This is a genomic window from Pseudoalteromonas sp. bablab_jr011 (assembly GCF_016464045.1).
Classification (GTDB): Bacteria; Pseudomonadota; Gammaproteobacteria; order Enterobacterales; family Alteromonadaceae; genus Pseudoalteromonas; species Pseudoalteromonas lipolytica.
The window spans coordinates 1-20,061 of record NZ_JACDWU010000314.1; the positions used below are offsets into that span (position 1 = coordinate 1).

Genomic DNA, 20,061 nt, shown 5'->3' on the forward strand with positions numbered 1-20,061 from the left:
AAATGCGCGTGATTACAATCGCCAACTGGTTGAAGCGATGATCAAAGTGAAGGCGCTAAATAAGATCAACACCCTTGGTCTGCCTAAATATCAGTAAGTTAAGTGAGTTTATTAGAGAGCTGCATTTGATCAACAAGGCCGATGCGGTAAGAACTCCTAACCGCATCAAAAATGCCAAACTTGCAAAAGTCCCAATATGGGACTAACATCTGTTTATGAGAATTATCGCACTATCAACCTTAAAAACATTTTGGGAAGACAGCCCAGAATACATTGACACGAAAGAGCCAACTTTAGCGTGGTATAGGCATGCATTAAACGCTGATTGGGGATCACCGTCGAATGTGAAACAGGACTTTAGAAATGCCAGCATCCTCAAAGATGGGCGTGTCGTGTTTAACATTGCCGGTAATAAATACCGATTAGTCGTTTGGATCAATTATGCCTACAAGGTGGTTTACATACGGTTTATCGGCAGTCATGCACAATACGATCAAATTGATGTGCAAACGATTTAAAGCCAAGAGGTAGTAACAAGAGGTAAATATAATGGACATCAGACCTATTAAAACAGATGCCGACTACCGCGCGGCATTAAACGACATCGAAAACCTAATGATGGCGGAGCCTGATACCGTCGAAGGCGAAAAGCTGGACATTTTGGTTACGTTAGTTGAAGCCTACGAAGCAAAGCATTTCCCAATGGATTTGCCAGACCCTGTTGAGGCAATAAAGTTTGAGATGGAGCGCAAAGGCTTAACGGTTAAAGATCTTGAACCCATGATAGGTAAAAGCAATCGTGTTTATGAAATCCTAAACCATAAGCGATCACTCACGCTAAAAATGATTTGGAAGCTTCATGAAGGACTAGGTATTCCAGCAGAGTCGCTGATCAAGCCACCGCAAGTTCGCGCTTCATAGCGCTGCGAATCAAAATTAGTTTGTTATGAATGACGCTCGCTACTCAAACATTTCTGCTATTGATAACAGGCTAGCTGAGCTTGAAAACGAAAAGCAGCGGCTTCTCGCATTAAGAGAGGCTTTGCGTAGCGCTCAAAACGAACGTTCAGTACAGACATTCACGCCAGAACAAAAGGTCGCCCTATTCAGACAACGATTTCGTGGACGAGAGGATATCTTTGCCAATCGTTGGCAAAATCAACAGGGCCGCAGTGGCTATTCCGTAGCCTGTGATAATGAATGGGTAAACGGGGTTTGCAACAAACCCCGCATTAAATGCCAAGACTGTTCACACCGCAAGTTTAGCGAACTAAACGAGCGCATTATTTACAGGCACCTTGCCGGTCATCAAGTGGTGGGGCTGTATCCCTTACTGAAAGATAATACGTGCTATTTGTTGGCAGCCGATTTTGACAAAGGCTGTTGGCAAGAAGAAGTCAAAGCAATGTCTAAAGCGTGCCAAGAGTTTGATATTCCGCACGCGATAGAAATCTCGCGTTCTGGCAACGGAGCGCACTTATGGATCTTTTTTGAAACCAATATCCCAGCTAACCAAGCTCGGGCACTGGGTTTCGCTTTGCTTGATAAGGCCATGGAAATATTTCCAAATCTATCGTTTGACTCCTATGACAGGCTATTTCCTAACCAAGATGTCCTTCCTGAAGGAGGGTTTGGCAATCTCATTGCGCTACCACTTCAAAAGGAGGCTCGCCTTTCAGGCCGTAGCTGCTTTGTTGACAATGACCTGAATGCGATTGACGATCAATGGCAGTACCTTGCTGAGCTTAAAACGCTCACGCAATCGAGTATTGATCAACTCATAACAACCATTTCACCCAATACCCTATTACTGTCCGAACAAGGTCTAATAGACAACCGCCCTCCTTGGGAAATCACAGCCAAAGCCGCACCAATAAAATTAGAGTCTTTGCCGAAAACCGTGACCATTACCTTGGCCAACCATATCTACTTTTTGATGAGCGAGTTACCAGGGCCACTACTGGTAGGACTAAAGCGATTAGCTAGTTTTTCTAATCCTGTGTTTTTTAAAACACAAGCGTTGCGCTTTTCAACCCATGGCATTCCGAGGTTTATTTCCTGTGCTCGTATTGAAAACGGTTATCTAGCACTACCGCGAGGCTGTCTCGATGACGCGATTGCTTTGCTAAAAGAGCACAATATTTCGCCACTGTTTGACGATAAGCGTGAAATCGGCAGACCATTATTAAAACTTACCCCCGAGTTCACTTTGCGAAAGAACCAGCGAGACGCAGTGGCCGCAATATCTAAACATGACTTCGGTATTTTGCATGCGCCGACCGCATTTGGAAAAACGGTTACTGCCATCGGCATGATCGTAAAACGCAAAGTAAATACCCTAATACTGGTTCATAGCCGACAACTGCTTGAGCAGTGGCAAGAGCGATTACGCACGTTCCTACCAGAAGTAACCATTGGCATTATAGGCGGGGGTAAAAGAAAGCCGAGTGGCATTATCGACATTGCCACCTACCAAAGCTTGGTTAATAAAAAAGACAACTCCATCACGCCTCTCATCCAAGACTACGGCCACATTATTGTTGATGAATGCCACCATCTGTCTGCGCCAAGGTTTGAAATGGTACTCAACGAGGTAAGAGCAAAATATGTCTTAGGCCTAACAGCAACACCAGAGCGACAAGATGGCCATCAGAAGATCATTTTTATGGCGGCAGGGCCCATTCGCTATAAAGTGAAACAAAGCCTTGATGAGCAATTTACTCAAACCGTGATGATTCATCAGCTCTACGATATACCGCCAGCTGCGCTAATAAAAACAGATGAGCGCCCAAAAATAAGCGATGCCTACCGCTGGCTCGTCGATAACCAACAGCGCACGTCAAAAATCGTCTTAGACGCCTCTCAGTGTGTTCAAAATGGCGGACATCCGTTAGTCCTTACAGAGCGTAGAGAGCACGCAGAGTACATACACTCACGACTTACCGAGATGGGTATAAGCACTGTCGTACTCAAAGGCGCCATGAAAGCTGCGGAACGCAAGAACGCTGACAATCATCTTCAATCGGCTCAAGTTGTCGTCGCAACAGGAAAATATGTAGGCGAAGGATTTGACCTACCAAGACTGGATACGTTGTTTTTGGCTATGCCAATCGCATGGAAAGGTACATTGGCTCAATATGCCGGTCGTATTCATCGTGAATCGGAAGGCAAAACACAAGTCACCATTCACGACTATGTGGACTGCGCTCTCCCTATGCTGCAACGCATGTTTAAAAAACGCGAGAAAAGCTACAAGGCTATGGGGTACGCCCTTGAGTACATTGATGATAACAGTGACAAGCAACCTTCATTGAGGTTAGAAAACATCCCGTCACCAAATACCAAGCCAAAATAAACAGCAGCACTTCATTAAACACTTCCCCATGCCTTTATACCCATACGCCAAAACCACTATCCGTTTGGCTTTTGGATCGAAACGCCAAACAGGGAAATTTGCCCATTTACTGTTTGGCTTCTCGATTGAAATCCAACGCTGCTAAGCCTTGCCGGTACTGGATAAAAGCAAGGTTTGGCACTTTTTGTACCCTAAACCAACCTCGGCATTAAAGTACAAACCGTTTGATTTTTTAAACCCAGAATACAAACGATCGTTTGGCTTCTCGATTTTTTTGCACTAGCCAAATGCCGCCAAACAGCGCTGTATTGGACGATGTATTTCAAACAGTTAGCCGCGCACAGGTCATCATAAAAAACCGATTTGACTGGTTAGTTTGATGGCCATTTCTTTCATCTAATTCACCACCGCGTCTGCACCCGACCACTGAAAATAGACGGCATGAAAAACCAACAAGGTGATAAGTGACGTGTTATGGGCAAGTGCTAACGATTGGGATAGAGAATGGATACAGCAGGTGGTCGCTTTATTGGTTAGGCATGGCGCGTTTACCCTCTACCCAGCATTAAGCCAGTGCGATAATGCGGCCGAACGCTTAACCCGCTGGCTGACCTATCAGTTACCGCGCATTAAACAAGCGCACCCAGGCTGCCCAATTCACCAATGGCTGAATAGCATTGGCGCGCAAGTGATCGTAGAAAAATGGCAAAGCCCCGAGCAATGGCCAAACCTGTATTGGCTACCTTTACCTGAGGTTGATGGCCACGCGCAAGGCGGGTTGGTTTTGTTACCGGCACATTTTTTACCGGTATATATGAACAGCACAATACAAACCAGAACATTGAAAGCAAACACGCCCGCCAACGCCTGTATTTTTTGGTGCATTACGCCTTTATCTAAAACAGGAAAACGCACTACCCTGCACCCCACACAGCAAAACCGCGCTTTTTGCCTGCCCAGTTCGCCGGAGCAAATGGGTAAGTCATGTACGGGGTTATTACTGAGAGGTTTAAGAAAAGAAAGCCAAAAACGAAACGGCAACGTGATCAGTCACCAGATCAACCTAGCGCTGCTGCACCACCTTTGTGGGCCAGAGAATGATGTGTGGTTGGAAGCTAATTTTGGTGCCGTAACTGATTACGGTAGCAAAAATTAGAAGTCTTAAAAACGAGTAACCCCTCGCGGGGCGCTGATCTAACTGGTAGCGGGAGGGGTGTTGTTGATGCGATTTTAATATCAAAAGCGCCAAATAGCTCGATATTTTTTGATGTCGATTTTTAGTTACTGTTTGCTAAATTGCACAGTTGGTAAAACAACTCTTGGCAAGCGCAGTCGTTCACATTGAGTACTCAAGAACTCGCGCCAATAAGGCCAAACATGGTAGCTAGCATTTTTCAGTGCAAATTCATCAATCGCTGCCTGCTCTAGTTCTGCTGTGACTTGATATTCAGCAATAAAGTCAGCTTCAACAAAAGCTTTTATATCAGGATCACTATCTGCTTTAGGATCAACCCAACGAGTCCCCAAACGGATATAAATGCGTACCAGATGGCCATCGCCATCAATATCGATCAATTCACTTCGAAGAACAACATGCATTTGTTGCACTAACAACGCTTCAAGTTCCGTGGATTTTGGGTCAAAGTCTTCAACACACTTAGCTTGGCACGATTTAACGTATACATCCTGTATCACTAAAGCATCAATAGCCTGCTGTAACGATTTTGATACTTTTTTAACCATAACACGCCTCTAGTTCGAGTTCGTGTGATGCAACAATTCTCGTCTTTCGAGCAGTCGATGAGAAATCCACTACAGCTACATTTTTCCAGCTTGTCTGGATATTACGCTCAACACCCGCATTCAACATTAACTTATCTAAAGCAGCTGGCACTTCCGCCGCTAAACGGAGCAGTTTATCCATTGCGTCTGATTGCATCACATCGTCTGATTCGTACTTGGAAAAAGCAACAGGGCCACCACCAAACACTTTTGCAGCATCAGCCTGTTTTAAGCCCCAGCGTTTACGCAAGACCTGGAGTTCATTACCCGTTAACAAGCCTTGCACCTGCTTTTTAAAAGCAATCATTGCACGCTTGTTAAAGCGAGCTTCAGCAGTACCAGTCTGTTCACTGCCACAGCAATCACACACTGCATACTGGCTTTCAATTTGACCTTGTTGACCTAAATGCTCAACTGTAATCCTCTCAGTATGGAGAGTTAATTGGCCCATCTCACAAATTGGACAAATTTGAATATTCATCACATATCCTCAGCGCGATAAATGACAAGAAACCAGTAATAACAACTTACCTGTCTTGCCTATCGCAAATTTCACATAGTATTCGTAGCGCATTTCTTTATGCGCATACTCCACCCATTCATTTCTAAACAGCCGATAACTATCACATGCAGCCCAAGAAATAGACTTATCAGTTTGACCAACTATGCACCATTCTGATTTTAGGTAACTTCCTGAACTCAGAGCGGTACAAACTAGCTGTTTAACATCATCAATATCGTATCCCATTGACTGAACATCTTTTCTACAACGTTCAGTCAATAGCTTAGTGTTGTCACCAGCGGTTGCGAGCAATGCCCTAATCAACTCTGATGTATAAAGAGGCCCGTCTGCGATATAGATTCTGTCACTCCCTGCTTTACAAGGAGGCTGATCGTCAGTATAGGCGCTTAAATTTATCGCATTATTTACCATAATGGTAATTTAATCCAGTTAAAGTTAAATATTTCTTTCCGGTATGTATCGACGCCCTTGCACAAATCAATACGTAACTTGGTACCGCCATTAATATCCGCACCAGCCAAAACTCAGTGTTGTGCATGCTCTAAAAACACGTAGACGATTTTTATATTCCACTAATATGTCTTATGGGTGCTAATTAACCTCTCCTGGATTTTTTTGAATTCCATCAATGATCGCACTGGCTGTTTGTCTGCGAGCACCACCTTTACTCCCATCAACTCTTCTCGCAAGAGACTCTAGTGCCGTATTCACGATAAGCACCGGTGTATCAATATGCCCGTCGCCTTGTCTTGGGAACGTTGCATCGATGATGCCTGCAGAAAGTGGGGTCTCCATACTTCTTGGGACATTCCTGATTCTTACGGCCGTATCTCGTTTACTGAATTGTTCTTCCAATGCTCGAAGCATGACCGTAGCGTTGTCATCGAGCTTGCTGGTTTTGAGTTTGGAAGACATCAATGAACGAACAACCTGATTGTTCAATAGCACCTGAGCCTTTGCTTGAAGCAAGTTGTTCCTCTCTACATTTGCGATTTTGCTTTGGTTTCGGTGGGTGTCTTTAGCGAACTTATCTATCTGCGATTGAGCGCGTTGGATGCTAGTTTGGTCCTCGCAACTCTTCGCTTCAGCGGCAGCGAGAGTTTGTTTCACAGAGGTTGCCAGTTGCATTCGGTTGTTATGATCTACATACGCAACAGCTGCACATTCAATGTTACCTTGTTTTACGTGGATAACTTGGCAGACAGGCTCTTCAATTTGCTCCAATACGAAATTAAGCAACCGTTCAAAAACGGGCTCACCGTAGGTAGCGAAATAAACATGCGTGCCATCTGGTAGGCCAGTATCAAATAAAGACCTGTCGATAGTTAATACCGAACCATCAACGATCGATTCAATGCCATTTAAGGTGAGGTATTTTCCACAATCACTCAGCTTGCAGCCAATCTCTGCCAGGAATACTGACTCAATTAGGGTTTGCCAAATTTCAGTTAAATAAACCGGCAGAGGCTGTTTGCGGTATGTTTGGCTGAGCCTTACATACACATTAAACATTTCCTCCACAGGGACTTCCATAAGCTTATTATTAGCCTGTTGGATTTTGGCTCGGTCCATTGCAGCCTGTTCTACCTGTTTTTCGGTCATCGTCCCTTCGGCCAATTTCTGGAACTCTTCCGTAGTAACAGGGAGCATCGAGAATTGCTGTGTTCCCACCACAAGATTTGCGCTAGCCAAACGATTCAACAAGCGCTCATAGACAAATTGCTCTGCAGAGTCAGCAAAACATAGATTGAGAACAAAAATTTCTTTGTGAGTTTGCCCGATACGGTCAATACGACCAATACGCTGTTCAACCTTCATTGGGTTCCATGGCAAATCATAGTTAACCAGTAGATCAGAGGTTTGTAAGTTAAGACCTTCAGCGGCAGCGTCGGTACAGAGCAAAATATCGATATGGCCTTGAACAAATCGATGTTTGATCACGTCACGTTCTACACCCACCATTTGATTCTTATTTGGGTCGTAGTAATGCCCACCTTCACCTGAATAGGTTCCTATGAGTAGTTCGGGGAATTTGGCTTGTAGTCGCTCTCGGATATCATGAAGGGTGTCGAGAAAGCGGGTAAAAATTACGGTTTGCTTAATGCGCTTGCCCTCGATGCGGGGCTTGAGTGCGGTCAGTAACGCTCTAAACTTATTTGAGTCCTCATAGATATCAGCCAACTCACCTAGCAGTGAGTCGAGCATATCGCGTTCCCACCTTAGATCATCTTTGGTCCTGTTGTTGAGAAGCATTTCAACAGCGTCAATGTCATCGTCGCCACCGTCAATGAGTAACTCCTGAAGCTCCTCATTATCGGTAGGATCTGTACTGTATTTCAGCTGCTCAATGAGCGTTGCTTCAACCTTTGTTTTACGACGCGAAAGTGTCAGCTGTAACGCTTTAAGGCTGGATGCAAATCGTAGGCGCAAGAAGCTCAAATAGAAGCCTAGTGCCACCTGACCTGGCTCATTGAGCCCACTAGCCAGAAGCTGTTCTCTCAATCCTTCGCAATATTCACCGAGCAGGCCATCTACGCGAGCCTCTTTCTTGGTAAAGGTTATTCGTGGTGTTGGAATAACGGTTCTATCGGCTAGGTTTGCGCTGAGCTTGCCTTTCTGTCGATAAATTTTGAGCAAATCACGCGTATGGCGCTGCATCACTCGTGACAGTGGTGCTGCCGCAAATAATAGTCTCGCTAAGGCGGCGAGCTCATGTTGCATTGGGATCGTGCCACGATTTAACCATTGCTCCAGCGAGATCTTCGACATAGGATCAATGACTACGTCGTTGAGATATCGCCAGAGTTTCGGGTCCAGGTTTTCTATTGTGGTGACGGACTTACGAATAAAGTCCCATTCTTCCTGCTTTAGCTTTTCTCCAGAGGCAACGGCATTAACAAGGCGATAGTAAGCCAGCATCAAGGACGGGTCGTATTGAAATGCGCCAACGCGATTGGTTAGACGAATCAAGTCGCTCACTTCCACAGGGTCAAGCTGCATGGGTGTTGCAGTTGCTAAAAGCAAGGAGTGAGTGTTGCCACGCATGTGATCAGCAATAGTCTGATACAGCTGATTAAAACGAGGAAAGCCTCTCGTTCCACGTTGAGAGTTTTGCCGACGGGCATAGTGAGCCTCATCCACCAAGGCCATATCGAATTTATCCGCTTGATCCAGCAATCGGCGTCTTTCCTTTCTCGCCATCAAACCTGTCGATACGATCGTTAGATTTGGGCTATATAGACTGCCGATAGACTTTTTCTCTTCAAGAGGAAATATTGATTCACTTTGCGGTGACGGAGATGCTGTGACTCGGTCAAACCCAAGATAAAATTTAGTCGCCATTTCGCGTTGCCACTGCCGTGTCAAACTGGCTGGGGCTGCGATAAGGATTCTTTCTGCACGCTTGCTTAAGTACAGTGAGCGGAATGCCAGGCCTGCTTCAATGGTTTTACCCAATCCAACCTCGTCACACATCAGGTGCGATGCTGGAAAGTTTTCGATGATTCGTCGAGCAACCACTTCTTGATGGGGCCAAGGCTCAACTGGCGCTGTATACATGCCAACGTACTCACCATTAGGCATCAAAGGTGCGTATTTTAATGCGGTAAAACGTAACGCATCCTTGCTGGAAATCTTAGGTTGCTCAAGCTCTGCGGGCTGGTTGTCGATCTCTACTGGAACCGTGATGCTTTCAGAAAAACGCAGTAGCTTTTCACGCACAGCCGAAGGCAGGTCTTTAACTAAAAAAGCAGGATGGGTGTTATTCCACATTGCATCAAATGATTGCGCGGCGTCCGCAATTTTCGCACGTTCTTTTTTACCTTCCCAAGAGCAATCAACGTCGACATTCTCTGCATTACGCTTCAGCGCTGTTTCTGATTCGTTCCACGAACCACTGGCATAGAGGGTTTCGCCTTCATCATCGTAAGCCAGCGCCCATTTTTCATGCACGTAGCCATCTTCACTGGAATCCAGGCTGATCGCTTCACCGGTCTGGGCATGCTTCCTTAAGGCAACTTTTATCTCCAAGTGGCCATGGGCAACCATCCAAGAAAGTAACTCCACACCACGCTCAGCTTCTTCCGGCCATTGTTCTTTGCCGGTAAGTTCTTGATCAAGATGCGATTCAAGAATGGTGTGCTGGCCATTGATAATGGCTTGCACATCTTTAGGTGTCATATCGACGCCAGCAATCAGGCGCATTTTGCCATCGCGATTAACAAAAGAGGTCATGCCTCGACTGGCAAGAGCAAGCGACGATGAACGGAAGAAACCAGCTACCCGATCATAGCGAACAATACGTTGCAACAATGGCACATAAAATTCCCGCAGAATATCTACGGCAGGCTCTCCCGGCGCTCTCACCTGAGATGTTTTATAACTGTACTCCCAGGAAAAGTCCTTTAATGGCATTTATTCGCAGTCCTCATTATTTTTTACCTCATGGTCAAAACGATATTGACTGCTGAGCAGGTTAACCATCATTTGATTTCTTTGGGCAATATCACCTTTTTGCCACTGTTCTATTGTTGAAAGTGACACATCTTTGCCATTCGATTCAAAACTTAGGTTGTTCAAATACAAACCATTTTTGTAGCCAATATCGATTTTGTGGCCCGCAGCGGTGATTTCTGTTTTCGATTGTTTTCTGTCAAAACTTTGATTCGATAGGCGGGAGTTGTAACCACTTAATGTAAGGTTGCCCAGGCAATGAACGCTCTCATCTTGGATCTCTTTTGCTAAGCTGTTATCTCCACCTGCAATCATATCTACCCAATGAGCTGGAATGTTCTCACCTTGAGGGAATATGTGCTCTACAGTCCAAATATATTGCCCTTTGTTGTTTCTGGCCCAGAAGTCCGGCTTGTATTCGCGACTATGAGCCCGCTCATCCAGTTTTACTAATACATAGCGAGCCATCTGTTTGTTGTAATAGAACAAATTGTCACTCAATGCTGATTCGAATGATTCAAGTGAAGCTGGCTCTCCACGGCCTTTGCAGTAGACGCTAATAACAAAGTCGGGATCGATAGTTTGTTCTGCTTTTATTCTTGATTCACAGGCCTCAATAACATCAATTTGTAACTGATCAAGGTCTCGCGTGCTGGGGGTGTCGGTGATATTTCTTCGCACAAGATATTTCTGCAAAAAATGCACAACACTAAGTAAGGTGTCAGCACTAGCGAAGTGCTTTTCATCCAGAGTCATCAAGTACATCAGCAGGGTATTCGAAGGGACTGCGCCGATCCGGTTAAGGTCTACGAGAGCCAAACCTAGCGGGGTACTCTCATCTGGCTGAGTAATTGTTCCGTAGACTTTAGCTTTTGATACTAATTCATCGAAAATAAACTTGGCATTGCTTTCAATGATTTTCTCGTAAATAGCAATCAGAGTTGATGAAGTGGCTTTAGCAGTAAAAGACGGTTGGCCAATTTTCTCTCTATGCTTAAAGGCGTTATAGAACTGTCTTAAAAAACGATCCTCAACATCTTCAATGTCTTCCAGCATTTCTTGCCAAAGCTCATATGCGTCATCGATTGAAACGTCGTGTTGACGTTCCATTTCAGCCAGCATTTTGTTTTTGATGATGTCAACGGCTGTTAAAGGCACTCCTCGGTTGTTAAGGGTTTCAAAAAGTCGAAAGGCGTTAGCGTGAGAGTTGACAGAAATATGAACCAATTGCAGTTGGTTGATTTTGTCGGCCAAAAGCATTAATGCATCTATTGAATTTGGCAAACGATCTAAAAAATAGCGATAAGCTTTAGCCATTAGCCTGTTACCAAAATGGCTTGGGCACTTTACGGTTTCGACTAAAACACCAGAGGTTGAAAGTATGTACAAGTAGTCATCTAGATTATGATTTTGACTGGATGGTTGAACTCGCAATAATACAACACGTTTACCTGATTTAATTGCACCGCGTTGATCCGAGACGTCAGCTTTAACTTTTCTGATGAGTTGCAACCCAATACCTCGGCGTTTGGCCTTTATCTCATCAAGGTCATCTTCATCAAGATCATCATCATTTTCTGCTGTGTCTAGACAGAGGCTTAATTTTTGGTACAAGGCAGCAATCAACAAAGAGAGAGTAGTCATACGCTGTTGACCGTCGACTAATTCAAATACAAGGTCGTGCCCGGGTCTGCGTTGACTATTTTCGTCAATACAAATAATTGAACCAATGAAATGTCCAGCTTCATTTTCATCAATATCATCAAATAGCTGAGTCCAATTATTCTGTCGCCAACTATAGGCTCGCTGATATTTAGGCACATGGTAGTGTTCGTTGCCATTATCAGACTGAATGATCTTTGAAAATGTTTGTTCAGACGCTTGCATGTAGAGTTCCATGTTATGTTAACTGCGGCCTAACAATGTTAGGCCTCTCGGTTTACTGTCTTAAGCCAAACAGTAGTGCTCGGGCTTCGTTACGTGCTTCTGGCGTTTCGGCTTCCTCTCCCCAAACCTCAAGTAAGTCGAGAATGATGTTGTCATTGCCTTCACGCTGTTCATCTAAATAGGCGCGTGCTACTGGCACATCACCTTCGCGGAACTTCAATAACAAGCCATGCAGTACATCCCAATCTGATTGTGGTTTAGCAACCCGTCGAGCGCTGCGTTCTTGTGGTTTAGCCAAACGCAACTTGGAGCCTTTCTTCACCAGTGGTGCAGCGTAGCCTTTGTCCTCGGCAGCTTGACCAGCAACGGCAGTACGACCGCTGATCTCGGTGTTAATGCCCACCATACGGCCTTCGATACCGTAACCACCGGTGCGGGTTTCGAGGCTAATATTGAGTGAGCGTGACAGGTTTAATACTTCGGTAAAGGAAGCTTCGTTGTGGCCCCAAATCCCGTACATGGTGAGTGCCATGGCGGTTTCAGTATCCAAATCGTCAACGGAGATGTTGCCATCCGTAATCACTTTTATCTGGTGTTCTGCGACGACTCGGCTGGCTTCGTTCATGGCGCGAATAGGTGATACCTCTTCATCGCCATCCATTACCGGCCAATTTTCACTTAATACCTGCAGGGCGCGACCGTAACAGGCAATCATCTGGTCAACGGCGTTGAGTTTCAGTGGTCTAAATTCATCAAGGCCTGCTTCTACAGCAGAGCGAATTTGGTGTTGCACTCCGGTGCCGCCTAGGCCAGACCAAAAAGCAGCTTGTGTTTGCTCTTCTTGGCGTTTTCGGCAGGTGATAAATATTGAGCTTGCAGCGGCAGCTAAATTTAGTTGATGAGTTGAATAACCAAATTCAGACTCCACTGGGAATGATGCTGTTATTACCCAGCCTGCTTCAATTAAAGATCTAGTTAATGTCTCCCAAGCGTCTTGTGCCTTGTGGGTGAACATCAGCGTCATCACGCCATTATCTTTTACAACCCTGCGGCTTTCTTCAAAAATTTCCTGCATGAGCCTTTGATATTCGGCTTTTGCATTCTTGGCGGAACCATCTCTTGATGGATTTGCTACAGCCTCATCTCTTTTATTGGTTAATCGGATTGAAAAAATATCAGGGTACAGGTCTTTTAACGTTCGTTTTTGCCAAACGTAATAGAAATCCGATAGCTCTGCATACTGAACGTTGTCATAGTACGGAGGGTCCATACACACCAAATCTACTGATTTATCTTCAACCCCTTCGATATGAGCTGCGGTGCCATTCACGATTTGAAGAGGAGGCTTTCCTTGATATGTGCTATGTACACTTTCTAAAAGTCCACTTAATTCTTTATAGGCTTTAGCAGCTTGTTTCTGACCCCACCTAGCACCCGAATGAATCCCAACATAGTTCATTTCGCCATAAGTCCATTTGAGGGAGTAATCATGGCGACCAAAAGTCCCTGATACTATGCCGCGCTGAGTGATCCAGCGAGTTTGTCTGCTGTTATAGTCTACAATTTTGTCAACACCAAACTGCAGGTATGTAATGATGGCTTTTGCTTTGTCAAATCCATACCTATCGATAATCTCAGGTTTTAAGCTTTGAAGTGCCTCCATGATATGTAGGTGTGCCAAAAGCTGCCTACTATTGAACATGTCAGAAAACCTATTCATCCCATAACGGAGTGGTTCGCTAGTTTTAGAACCATCTGGCAACTTCTCTGTTGGGATTAAGCCCTTATCCTCAAAATACTCCCATTTATTCTGAAGTTCTTTGTTGGCTTTGTTATAAATATCGATATCTGATTTGGTCGGAGCTCGGAAATATCGTACTGTCTCAATTTTAGGGGTGCCTTTGAGCTCTCCAGTAGAATATATCTGCAATTCCCCTTTCTTATTGATTTTTGGTTGCGTCCGTGTGGCGACGACTACGTAGATAGTATCCTTCCATTCTCCGATTTCAGATTCGTTCCGGGCTTGCCTCTTTATTTCATCTCCTTCGATAGCCTGACTGCAATGAATACATTGCCCAATTCCTCTTTTGACTGTACCTGGCTCGGGATTCTCGCCATCAGGACCTAGCCCTTTTTGACACTGGTATGTTTCAAAATGATAAGGGGCATCGTTATTGCCTTTTTTCGGAATTGGCTTAACACCCCAAGCATCGCTATTTGCTTTAGATAGCCAGCAAGTATTTAGTAATGGTGTTTTATTAAGACAGCTTGGACATGTAACCTCCCGGCAGTATAAAAAATCTGCAATTTCTTCTTTCTTATAACTGCCAATATATTCGGGATAATTTTCAAGATGTTTGGAAAGCTTCTTAAATTCGCTATTTGGAATCTCCCCTGTGGCGTAGAAAGAACTGAGTTTAGGTTCAACGAGGTCAACAAGTTTTGATCCCCACTCAGTAATTTCATCCAAAAGGCTAATTCCGAAGCGCGAGGGAAAATCCAGAGTCGCATTTAGTATGGTTGTTGCTACTGGATTCAGTTCATTTGCAATTACCTTGTGACCTAGCCGTAAGGCTTCAAATGGAATAGAGCCACCACCAGAAGTGGGATCAAGAACAGTTAGTCCAGAAGGCTTTACTGGGTGATCATTTTGATATGCTCTGCTGTAGCCATAAAGATCATCATTGTCCCAATTGAGTTCGCCACCTAAGGCCTCTTTAACTTCTGGTAGTTTTTTAAACTCGATCCGCTCATTAGTGTGAGCAGGGTCACCCATTACTCGTCTAATGCTCAATACTTCACCGCTATGTAACTGCCCTAGATGTTGAGACTCTTGCTCCCATCGCAGTAATACCCGGTTGTTGGCAAGCTCGACCGAATGTTGCTTAAGCAGAGCAATGGTTTCCAAGTTCTTTGCTCTTCTGACAAGCTCTTTATCAAAAGCACGCAAGACAACAGCGTCCACCTTTAATGATTCGATAGCCCCTGATTTTTCAATCCGCTCCAGTAATTTTCCTGTGAGCACCCACTGGCCACCATTAAGCTCGACAACCTGCTTTTCGATACCAAGCTCTTTAACAAATGTCTCGACATTCGTTTCTTCAGGTAAAAGTGAACCAGCGATTGCCGCTCTACTAGGTGTTAGCGGGCGACGTGCCCACCAAACATGTAAGTAGTATATTGGCGGCAGCATATTACTTGCACCGCGCTCCCTAGCGGTTTCGGCACCTACCTGGTGGCAAGGAAAACCTGCCTCAATCAGTCGTCTATCGGTCATAATGTTTGATTACCTTAATTTGTTCAGCTGGCGGGTAATGCCAGCATCGTTGTTCGTTGTGCCGCATAGCATGGTGCGTAATCCGGCGACTGCCCAGCGGTTGGCATCGGCACCGTAGTGAGTGGTGCGGCCTAGCCAATAGGCAGCCTCCTCGCGACTAAATCGTTGTACTCGTCGGGCAAGTAGTTCAAGACGCTCAGGGTTGTGAAGTCGAGACTGCAATTTCACTATTAAGGCGATTTTTGCCCCGGCTTCATCATCTAAAGGCAGGTTATCTCTTAGCTTGAATCCTTCCTGGCTGATAAAGCGTTGCAGGTCTAAAGGCACGCCACCATCATCAACTACTTGCTCCAATATAGGCTTGAGGCGCGGCGAAAGTATTTTTAAATTTTCGCCATATAAGGTGCCGCGATCACGCAGGCTGCCGAGCTTTTTACCGCTCTCGGAGGTTTCTTTTTCAACGCGTTCTTTGATCACCAAAACCGTACCGGTGTGATCAGCAAGCTCAGTAAAGCGCAAGACAAAAGGCGCTCTTCGCCAGCGATTCTTTAAGGTCTTGTCGAAGAGCTCTTGTAACGTCAGTTTCTTTTTAGTCATCAGCTTGTTTTACCAAATCTAAAAATGCACAGTCTTCAGGTGCATTTTGAATGTCTATCATTGCCTGACTGTCGTCGCCGACTGTTGTTAAATCGGCGAGTACCTCAAACAATTCGCTTAATGCCTTCATGTCTTTGCTGGTGGCGTTGATTAGGTCAAGATTTAACTTGCCACCGCCTGGTAGTTGTAAATAAGCCAGGCGCAAAGTATCGGGCTCGGTTGTTGCTCCTCGGCTGTATAGGGAGCTGATCTTATTCAGCTGTTTATGCAGCGCTATAGCAAGTCCATGGCCTTGTTTTGTGTAGCGGGTATCTTCCGGTTGTACCCAGCCTTTCTCTGCTGCCGTTGCAGGCGTAACGAGCATGTCGTCTTCCTGCGTTTGATGGAACATGGCAGAAGATCCATAGATTAGGTTCGGGTTGTCTTCATCGCTTGGCTCACGTACTTCATAGGTATACACGCGACCGGTTTGCACGATGTTATCTACCGCTTGCAAGACAGTGCTGTTTTGCACGCTGCCATGCTTTTCTTGAACCTTTTCGATGACTTCTTTGACCTTGGTGCAAGGCTCTTCGGTCATCACTTGTTCAACCCATTGAGTCACTTGCTCTACCGCAGGTTCGGCTTCTGGGTTCCAGCCACGCTGTTTGGCGCCTTGCTCAGAAACCAACTTCCAGCCTTTTTCGGACAAGTTAACGTCTAGTGGAATACCACCGGTTTCGCGGCTGTGGAAGTGTTCTGGTTTGGTGGATTCGCTTGATTCCATGCGATACAGGCACCATTGGCCTTTCTCTACACCACTACGAATGATTTGTTCCAGTACGCGTTGATTATCCAAGATTGGCCAGCGACGGTTTTGATTAAACTGGTTGCGAATTTGCTCCAACGATGGGGTTTGGCTAATGCTGCCAAAGATGAGTTGGCCGAGTTGTAGCAGCATGGATTGTGTTGCGGCTGCTTCAGCGGTGATCAATTCACCTTCTTCTGTTAGGACGCGGCGAATCTCTTCGTCAACAGACATACCTCCCTCACCACCGGCCTGTTTAATACTTTTCTGAGCAACTTGACCCGAAGCGCCTGGGAATAAAATGGTGTCATAAGCCTGTGCAACTGACGTTTGCAATGCCAGCTCCCGCTCTTTAAGCTTGGCAGTAAAACCGCTGTCTTGCAGTTTTGTAGCTGACATGCCGTAGTCTTCAGGCTTGCTCTGTAATCGACGCATGGCGATAACTGTGCGTGCGACATCATTTAAACGGTCTTTGCGGTACTGGGATTTTTTGACTCGATCTTCGCTCCACGTATCGCCAGCGACTTGAACGGTTTCTGGCACCAGCATGAATACGTTGTTTTGCTCTAAACGGGGCTGGCCATTACCAGCTGTTGTGGTCATATCAGTTGGATCCACTTTGTTTGCATCAAGGCGAATAATCGCTAATACAGGACGGCCAGTTTTATCTGGTACATGCTCAGGGGCAGATACGTCTTGAGCTACTTGGAAGGTTGGGCTGTTGTGACTGACCACTTTACGTGCCACGACCGTGAGCTGCTCTTCAACATCATCGGGTTGAAGGCCTTGTTTAATCGTAGAAACGATACGTGCTTCGGTAGGGTCAGTATGCGCGTAGAAACGACCGTCTTTTGCACGCAAGTAATAGGCTTCGTTTGAAATAGCTTTTAGTGCTGCCTCAACCTGTGATGGCGGGATATTAGGCATCGCTACTTCAAGTAATGCATCGGCAAATGTAATGCCGAAGACATTAGAAGATAGACCTTCGCCACGGCCGATAAGGCTGTGCAGGAATACGGTTTTCCAAGTCCACTCGTAAAGCGGTAAACCTTGCGGGTGAGGGTTGTTGCGATCAAGGTTTTGCGCAACAGATACGCCCATTTCTAGATTACTTGAATCTGCGCCACCCACATCGGCATTGAGAACTGTTAATAGGTCATTCGCGCCGGTACGACCGATAAGCTCGTCTGCTAAGTCTGGGTTTGCCATGTTTAGATGGCTGGTATGTACCAAAGGAATTTCCATGCGCTTTTGCCAGATAGTGCGAATGGCCATGGCCAACACGCGCAAGACTCCTCGCGTGCCTTGGAAGCTTTCAGCAGAGGCAAGCTTGTTAGTGAGGTAGGCGATAAAGCTTGGGTGGAACGGGTAGTTCGCAACAATCGATTTGCTGTAATCGTCGCGGGTAGCTGTGTCTGGTAATTGCGAGCCACTGCGCTTGTACATTTCCATGTATGCTGTAGCGGTTGTAGAGGCATCTGCGTCATTAATCTTGGTGAACAAGCGGCGCGCCAATACCCGAGAAATTTCTGTGGGTCGAACAGGTACTGTGGTGGTTGCATCACGCTTTACTACACTCATAATGCTTTGGCTGGCTCGTTGCGCTAGCGCGGCAGCTTCTTCTTCATCAACATCACGTCCTAGTGTTGAAGATAGAACACCTTGCAGCATGCCGGTTTGACCTTGGAATGCATCACTTTGGCTGGCAAGCGTAAGTACAACACTGACACCGCTGTGAGTACGGGCATATCCGAGAAGGGCCATTAAAAACGCACTAATCTGTTCACCGCCTCCTACGTGAGCAGCTTCATAACGTGTTGCATATTGTGCCAGCTCGTCGAGCATGATCAATACTTTACGGCCTTCGAACATGCGCTCCAAAAAATATTGGCCTGGAAATGCCGCTGAGGTCACTTCTTTAATGTTGTCGTTGTAGAAGCTTTCGCCGCCAAGCTTAAGTGCCATCTCTCCCCAGAGGGTATAGGCCAATACTTTTTCACCGCTGGGGGCGATTACCGGCATTTCATCACAAGCAACAGCAACAACATCAATGCTACCAGCAGGCTGCAGAACTTCCGCTTCAACTACATCGGCAGCGGCCGATGCAATGTCGCTTCCGCGATGGCTGAGATGAGTTAGCGCGATCAAGGTGTGAGTTTTACCTCCACCAAATGCTGTTTCCAATCGGTGAATAGCTGGCTTGCTGTTATCACCATTAAGGCGACCCATTACATCCCGAACGACGCGACGTAAGCCTTCGGTCGGGAAAGTTGCTTCTCTGAAGAACGCTTCAGCATCGGTATAAATAGAATCAATTGCACTGCCTTTTCCTGAATATGCAGAAGCAACCTGACTGATTGACGCTGTGAAAATTTCTGGATTGAATGAACCTTGAATAATATCCTGACGTGGTTCACATGTATGAATGATTGACTGCATATTTACTTCCATCAAATTTAGTCTTGTAATTCTTGATAACCGGGAGCTATGGCTAAATTTTCAACACCATAAAGCGTTTGAGTATTTTTAAGCCATAACTGAAATTCTGGTCCCATTAAAGTGTGCTTTTTTGAGCAATCGACGTTCCAGCGTCTTAATACGTATCCAGCAACCGCTGCTCGTATTTGAACTCTAAGCACACCTGCTATCATGGCGTATTCTGCTTCAATTGTTTCAGGGTGCTTAAGGTTTGGGTGTGGCACGATGTGCATTTCAACCATGCGATTCCACTGAATATCCTCTTCTTTAGTCTCCCTAGTTTCTATAGGGGAACTTAAAAGCTTTGGCTTCTCTATGCGGTTTAAAACGAAATCTTTGAACTGTTTTGTTTTCCGATCAAAAGCTCTTACATGCCAACGAAGACCGTTATCTACAAGCGCAAAAGGGACGATATCGCGTTGGCTCAAGCCGCTAGAAAGCGAGCGATAATAAATGTTAAGAGCTTTGCTTTGATGGATTGCTTTAGTCACTTTGGCCAATACATCCAAATTCGGAAAATTAAGTTGAGTAGGGGTTTCAGAGGAAACTAAAGGTGTATTAACTGAGACATGATCATCACCCAGTCCGTAGCACAATGCAGCCAATGTTTGACTCGCTTGATGATTGAATAAAGGATTGAAAGTATCAGCCTCAATATACGCCTTAGCTTTTGTGTCGTAGATTAGATTTTTAGGTGCCAACTCTTTATATAAAGAAATATCTCGAGTTGCGGCGGCGGCTTTAATACCAAACCTGTTAACCAGATCATTTCTGTTGACGGTGCCTAAAAAACGTAGTTTGAAATCTATATGAAATAGTCTTTCTTGCTGCGCTTGGCTAATATCATCTAATAATTTGCTTTTAATCAAGGGTTAAGAACCTTTGTTATATAAAAAGTGGCCTGAACAATTGCTACCTGTTAA

General features: G+C 45.3%; 13 protein-coding genes. 4 read left to right on the forward strand and 9 right to left on the reverse strand.

The window, feature by feature from the left end; all coding sequences use genetic code 11:
• The first annotated feature begins 215 nt into the window (after positions 1 to 215).
• The 4 genes from JIG41_RS20305 (at position 216) to JIG41_RS20320 (ending at position 4,511) form a co-directional block, all read left to right on the forward strand.
• Complete coding sequence (locus JIG41_RS20305) at positions 216 to 518, forward strand: type II toxin-antitoxin system HigB family toxin (RefSeq protein WP_199525342.1); 303 nt, start codon at positions 216 to 218, stop codon at positions 516 to 518.
• Positions 519 to 549: 31 nt separating this feature from the next.
• Complete coding sequence (locus JIG41_RS20310; RefSeq protein ID WP_000354815.1) at positions 550 to 921, forward strand: type II toxin-antitoxin system HigA family antitoxin; 372 nt, start codon at positions 550 to 552, stop codon at positions 919 to 921.
• Positions 922 to 946: 25 nt separating this feature from the next.
• On the forward strand, positions 947 to 3,355 hold the full coding sequence (locus JIG41_RS20315) for a TOTE conflict system archaeo-eukaryotic primase domain-containing protein (protein WP_199525343.1): 2,409 nt from the start codon (positions 947 to 949) through the stop codon (positions 3,353 to 3,355).
• Positions 3,356 to 3,824: 469 nt separating this feature from the next.
• A complete protein-coding gene (locus tag JIG41_RS20320) occupies positions 3,825 to 4,511 on the forward strand; it encodes a hypothetical protein (RefSeq protein WP_138558344.1) in 687 nt (228 codons plus the stop codon).
• Between the two features lie 125 nt (positions 4,512 to 4,636).
• Here JIG41_RS20320 and JIG41_RS20325 read toward each other — a convergent pair whose 3' ends face one another.
• From JIG41_RS20325 to JIG41_RS20365, 9 genes are all read right to left on the reverse strand, one after another.
• Positions 4,637 to 5,098 carry a preprotein translocase subunit SecB gene (locus tag JIG41_RS20325; protein ID WP_076922911.1) on the reverse strand — a complete coding sequence of 154 codons (462 nt, stop codon included), beginning with the start codon at positions 5,096 to 5,098 and terminating at the stop codon, positions 4,637 to 4,639.
• Positions 5,091 to 5,618, reverse strand: coding sequence for a type II toxin-antitoxin system MqsA family antitoxin (locus JIG41_RS20330; protein WP_138558343.1), 528 nt, complete (start codon positions 5,616 to 5,618; stop codon positions 5,091 to 5,093). The genes JIG41_RS20325 and JIG41_RS20330 overlap by 8 nt, the downstream gene beginning before the upstream one ends.
• Before the next feature lie 9 nt (positions 5,619 to 5,627).
• Positions 5,628 to 5,951, reverse strand: a complete 324-nt coding sequence (locus JIG41_RS20335; RefSeq protein ID WP_199525344.1) for a hypothetical protein — start codon at positions 5,949 to 5,951, stop codon at positions 5,628 to 5,630.
• A 300-nt stretch (positions 5,952 to 6,251) separates the two neighbouring features.
• The gene (locus JIG41_RS20340) at positions 6,252 to 10,073 is read right to left on the reverse strand and encodes a helicase-related protein (protein ID WP_138558342.1); all 3,822 of its coding nucleotides are present in this window, start codon (positions 10,071 to 10,073) and stop codon (positions 6,252 to 6,254) included.
• Positions 10,074 to 11,999, reverse strand: a complete 1,926-nt coding sequence (locus JIG41_RS20345) for a DUF262 domain-containing protein (protein WP_076922915.1) — start codon at positions 11,997 to 11,999, stop codon at positions 10,074 to 10,076.
• A gap of 52 nt (positions 12,000 to 12,051) precedes the next feature.
• A complete protein-coding gene (locus JIG41_RS20350) occupies positions 12,052 to 15,276 on the reverse strand; it encodes a DUF1156 domain-containing protein (RefSeq protein ID WP_199525345.1) in 3,225 nt (1,074 codons plus the stop codon).
• A 9-nt stretch (positions 15,277 to 15,285) separates the two neighbouring features.
• Positions 15,286 to 15,873, reverse strand: coding sequence for a hypothetical protein (locus tag JIG41_RS20355; RefSeq protein WP_199525346.1), 588 nt, complete (start codon positions 15,871 to 15,873; stop codon positions 15,286 to 15,288).
• A complete protein-coding gene (locus tag JIG41_RS20360) occupies positions 15,866 to 19,099 on the reverse strand; it encodes an ATP-binding protein (RefSeq protein WP_199525347.1) in 3,234 nt (1,077 codons plus the stop codon). Before JIG41_RS20360 ends, JIG41_RS20355 begins: the two co-directional genes overlap by 8 nt.
• 17 nt (positions 19,100 to 19,116) lie before the next feature.
• The gene (locus JIG41_RS20365; RefSeq protein ID WP_206770828.1) at positions 19,117 to 20,007 is read right to left on the reverse strand and encodes a WYL domain-containing protein; all 891 of its coding nucleotides are present in this window, start codon (positions 20,005 to 20,007) and stop codon (positions 19,117 to 19,119) included.
• Positions 20,008 to 20,061: the final 54 nt, after the last annotated feature.

Excerpts from the sequence above, each read along its gene's own strand:
- JIG41_RS20305 (WP_199525342.1), top strand. The coding sequence starts at position 216 with ATGAGAATTATCGCACTATCAACCTTAAAAACATTTTGGGAAGACAGC.
- JIG41_RS20315 (WP_199525343.1), top strand. The coding sequence starts at position 947 with ATGAATGACGCTCGCTACTCAAACATTTCTGCTATTGATAACAGGCTA.
- JIG41_RS20325 (WP_076922911.1), bottom strand. The coding sequence starts at position 5,098 with ATGGTTAAAAAAGTATCAAAATCGTTACAGCAGGCTATTGATGCTTTA.
- JIG41_RS20310 (WP_000354815.1), top strand. The coding sequence starts at position 550 with ATGGACATCAGACCTATTAAAACAGATGCCGACTACCGCGCGGCATTA.
- JIG41_RS20360 (WP_199525347.1), bottom strand. The coding sequence starts at position 19,099 with ATGCAGTCAATCATTCATACATGTGAACCACGTCAGGATATTATTCAA.
- JIG41_RS20330 (WP_138558343.1), bottom strand. The coding sequence starts at position 5,618 with ATGAATATTCAAATTTGTCCAATTTGTGAGATGGGCCAATTAACTCTC.
- JIG41_RS20340 (WP_138558342.1), bottom strand. The coding sequence starts at position 10,073 with ATGCCATTAAAGGACTTTTCCTGGGAGTACAGTTATAAAACATCTCAG.
- JIG41_RS20350 (WP_199525345.1), bottom strand. The coding sequence starts at position 15,276 with ATGACCGATAGACGACTGATTGAGGCAGGTTTTCCTTGCCACCAGGTA.
- JIG41_RS20355 (WP_199525346.1), bottom strand. The coding sequence starts at position 15,873 with ATGACTAAAAAGAAACTGACGTTACAAGAGCTCTTCGACAAGACCTTA.
- JIG41_RS20345 (WP_076922915.1), bottom strand. The coding sequence starts at position 11,999 with ATGCAAGCGTCTGAACAAACATTTTCAAAGATCATTCAGTCTGATAAT.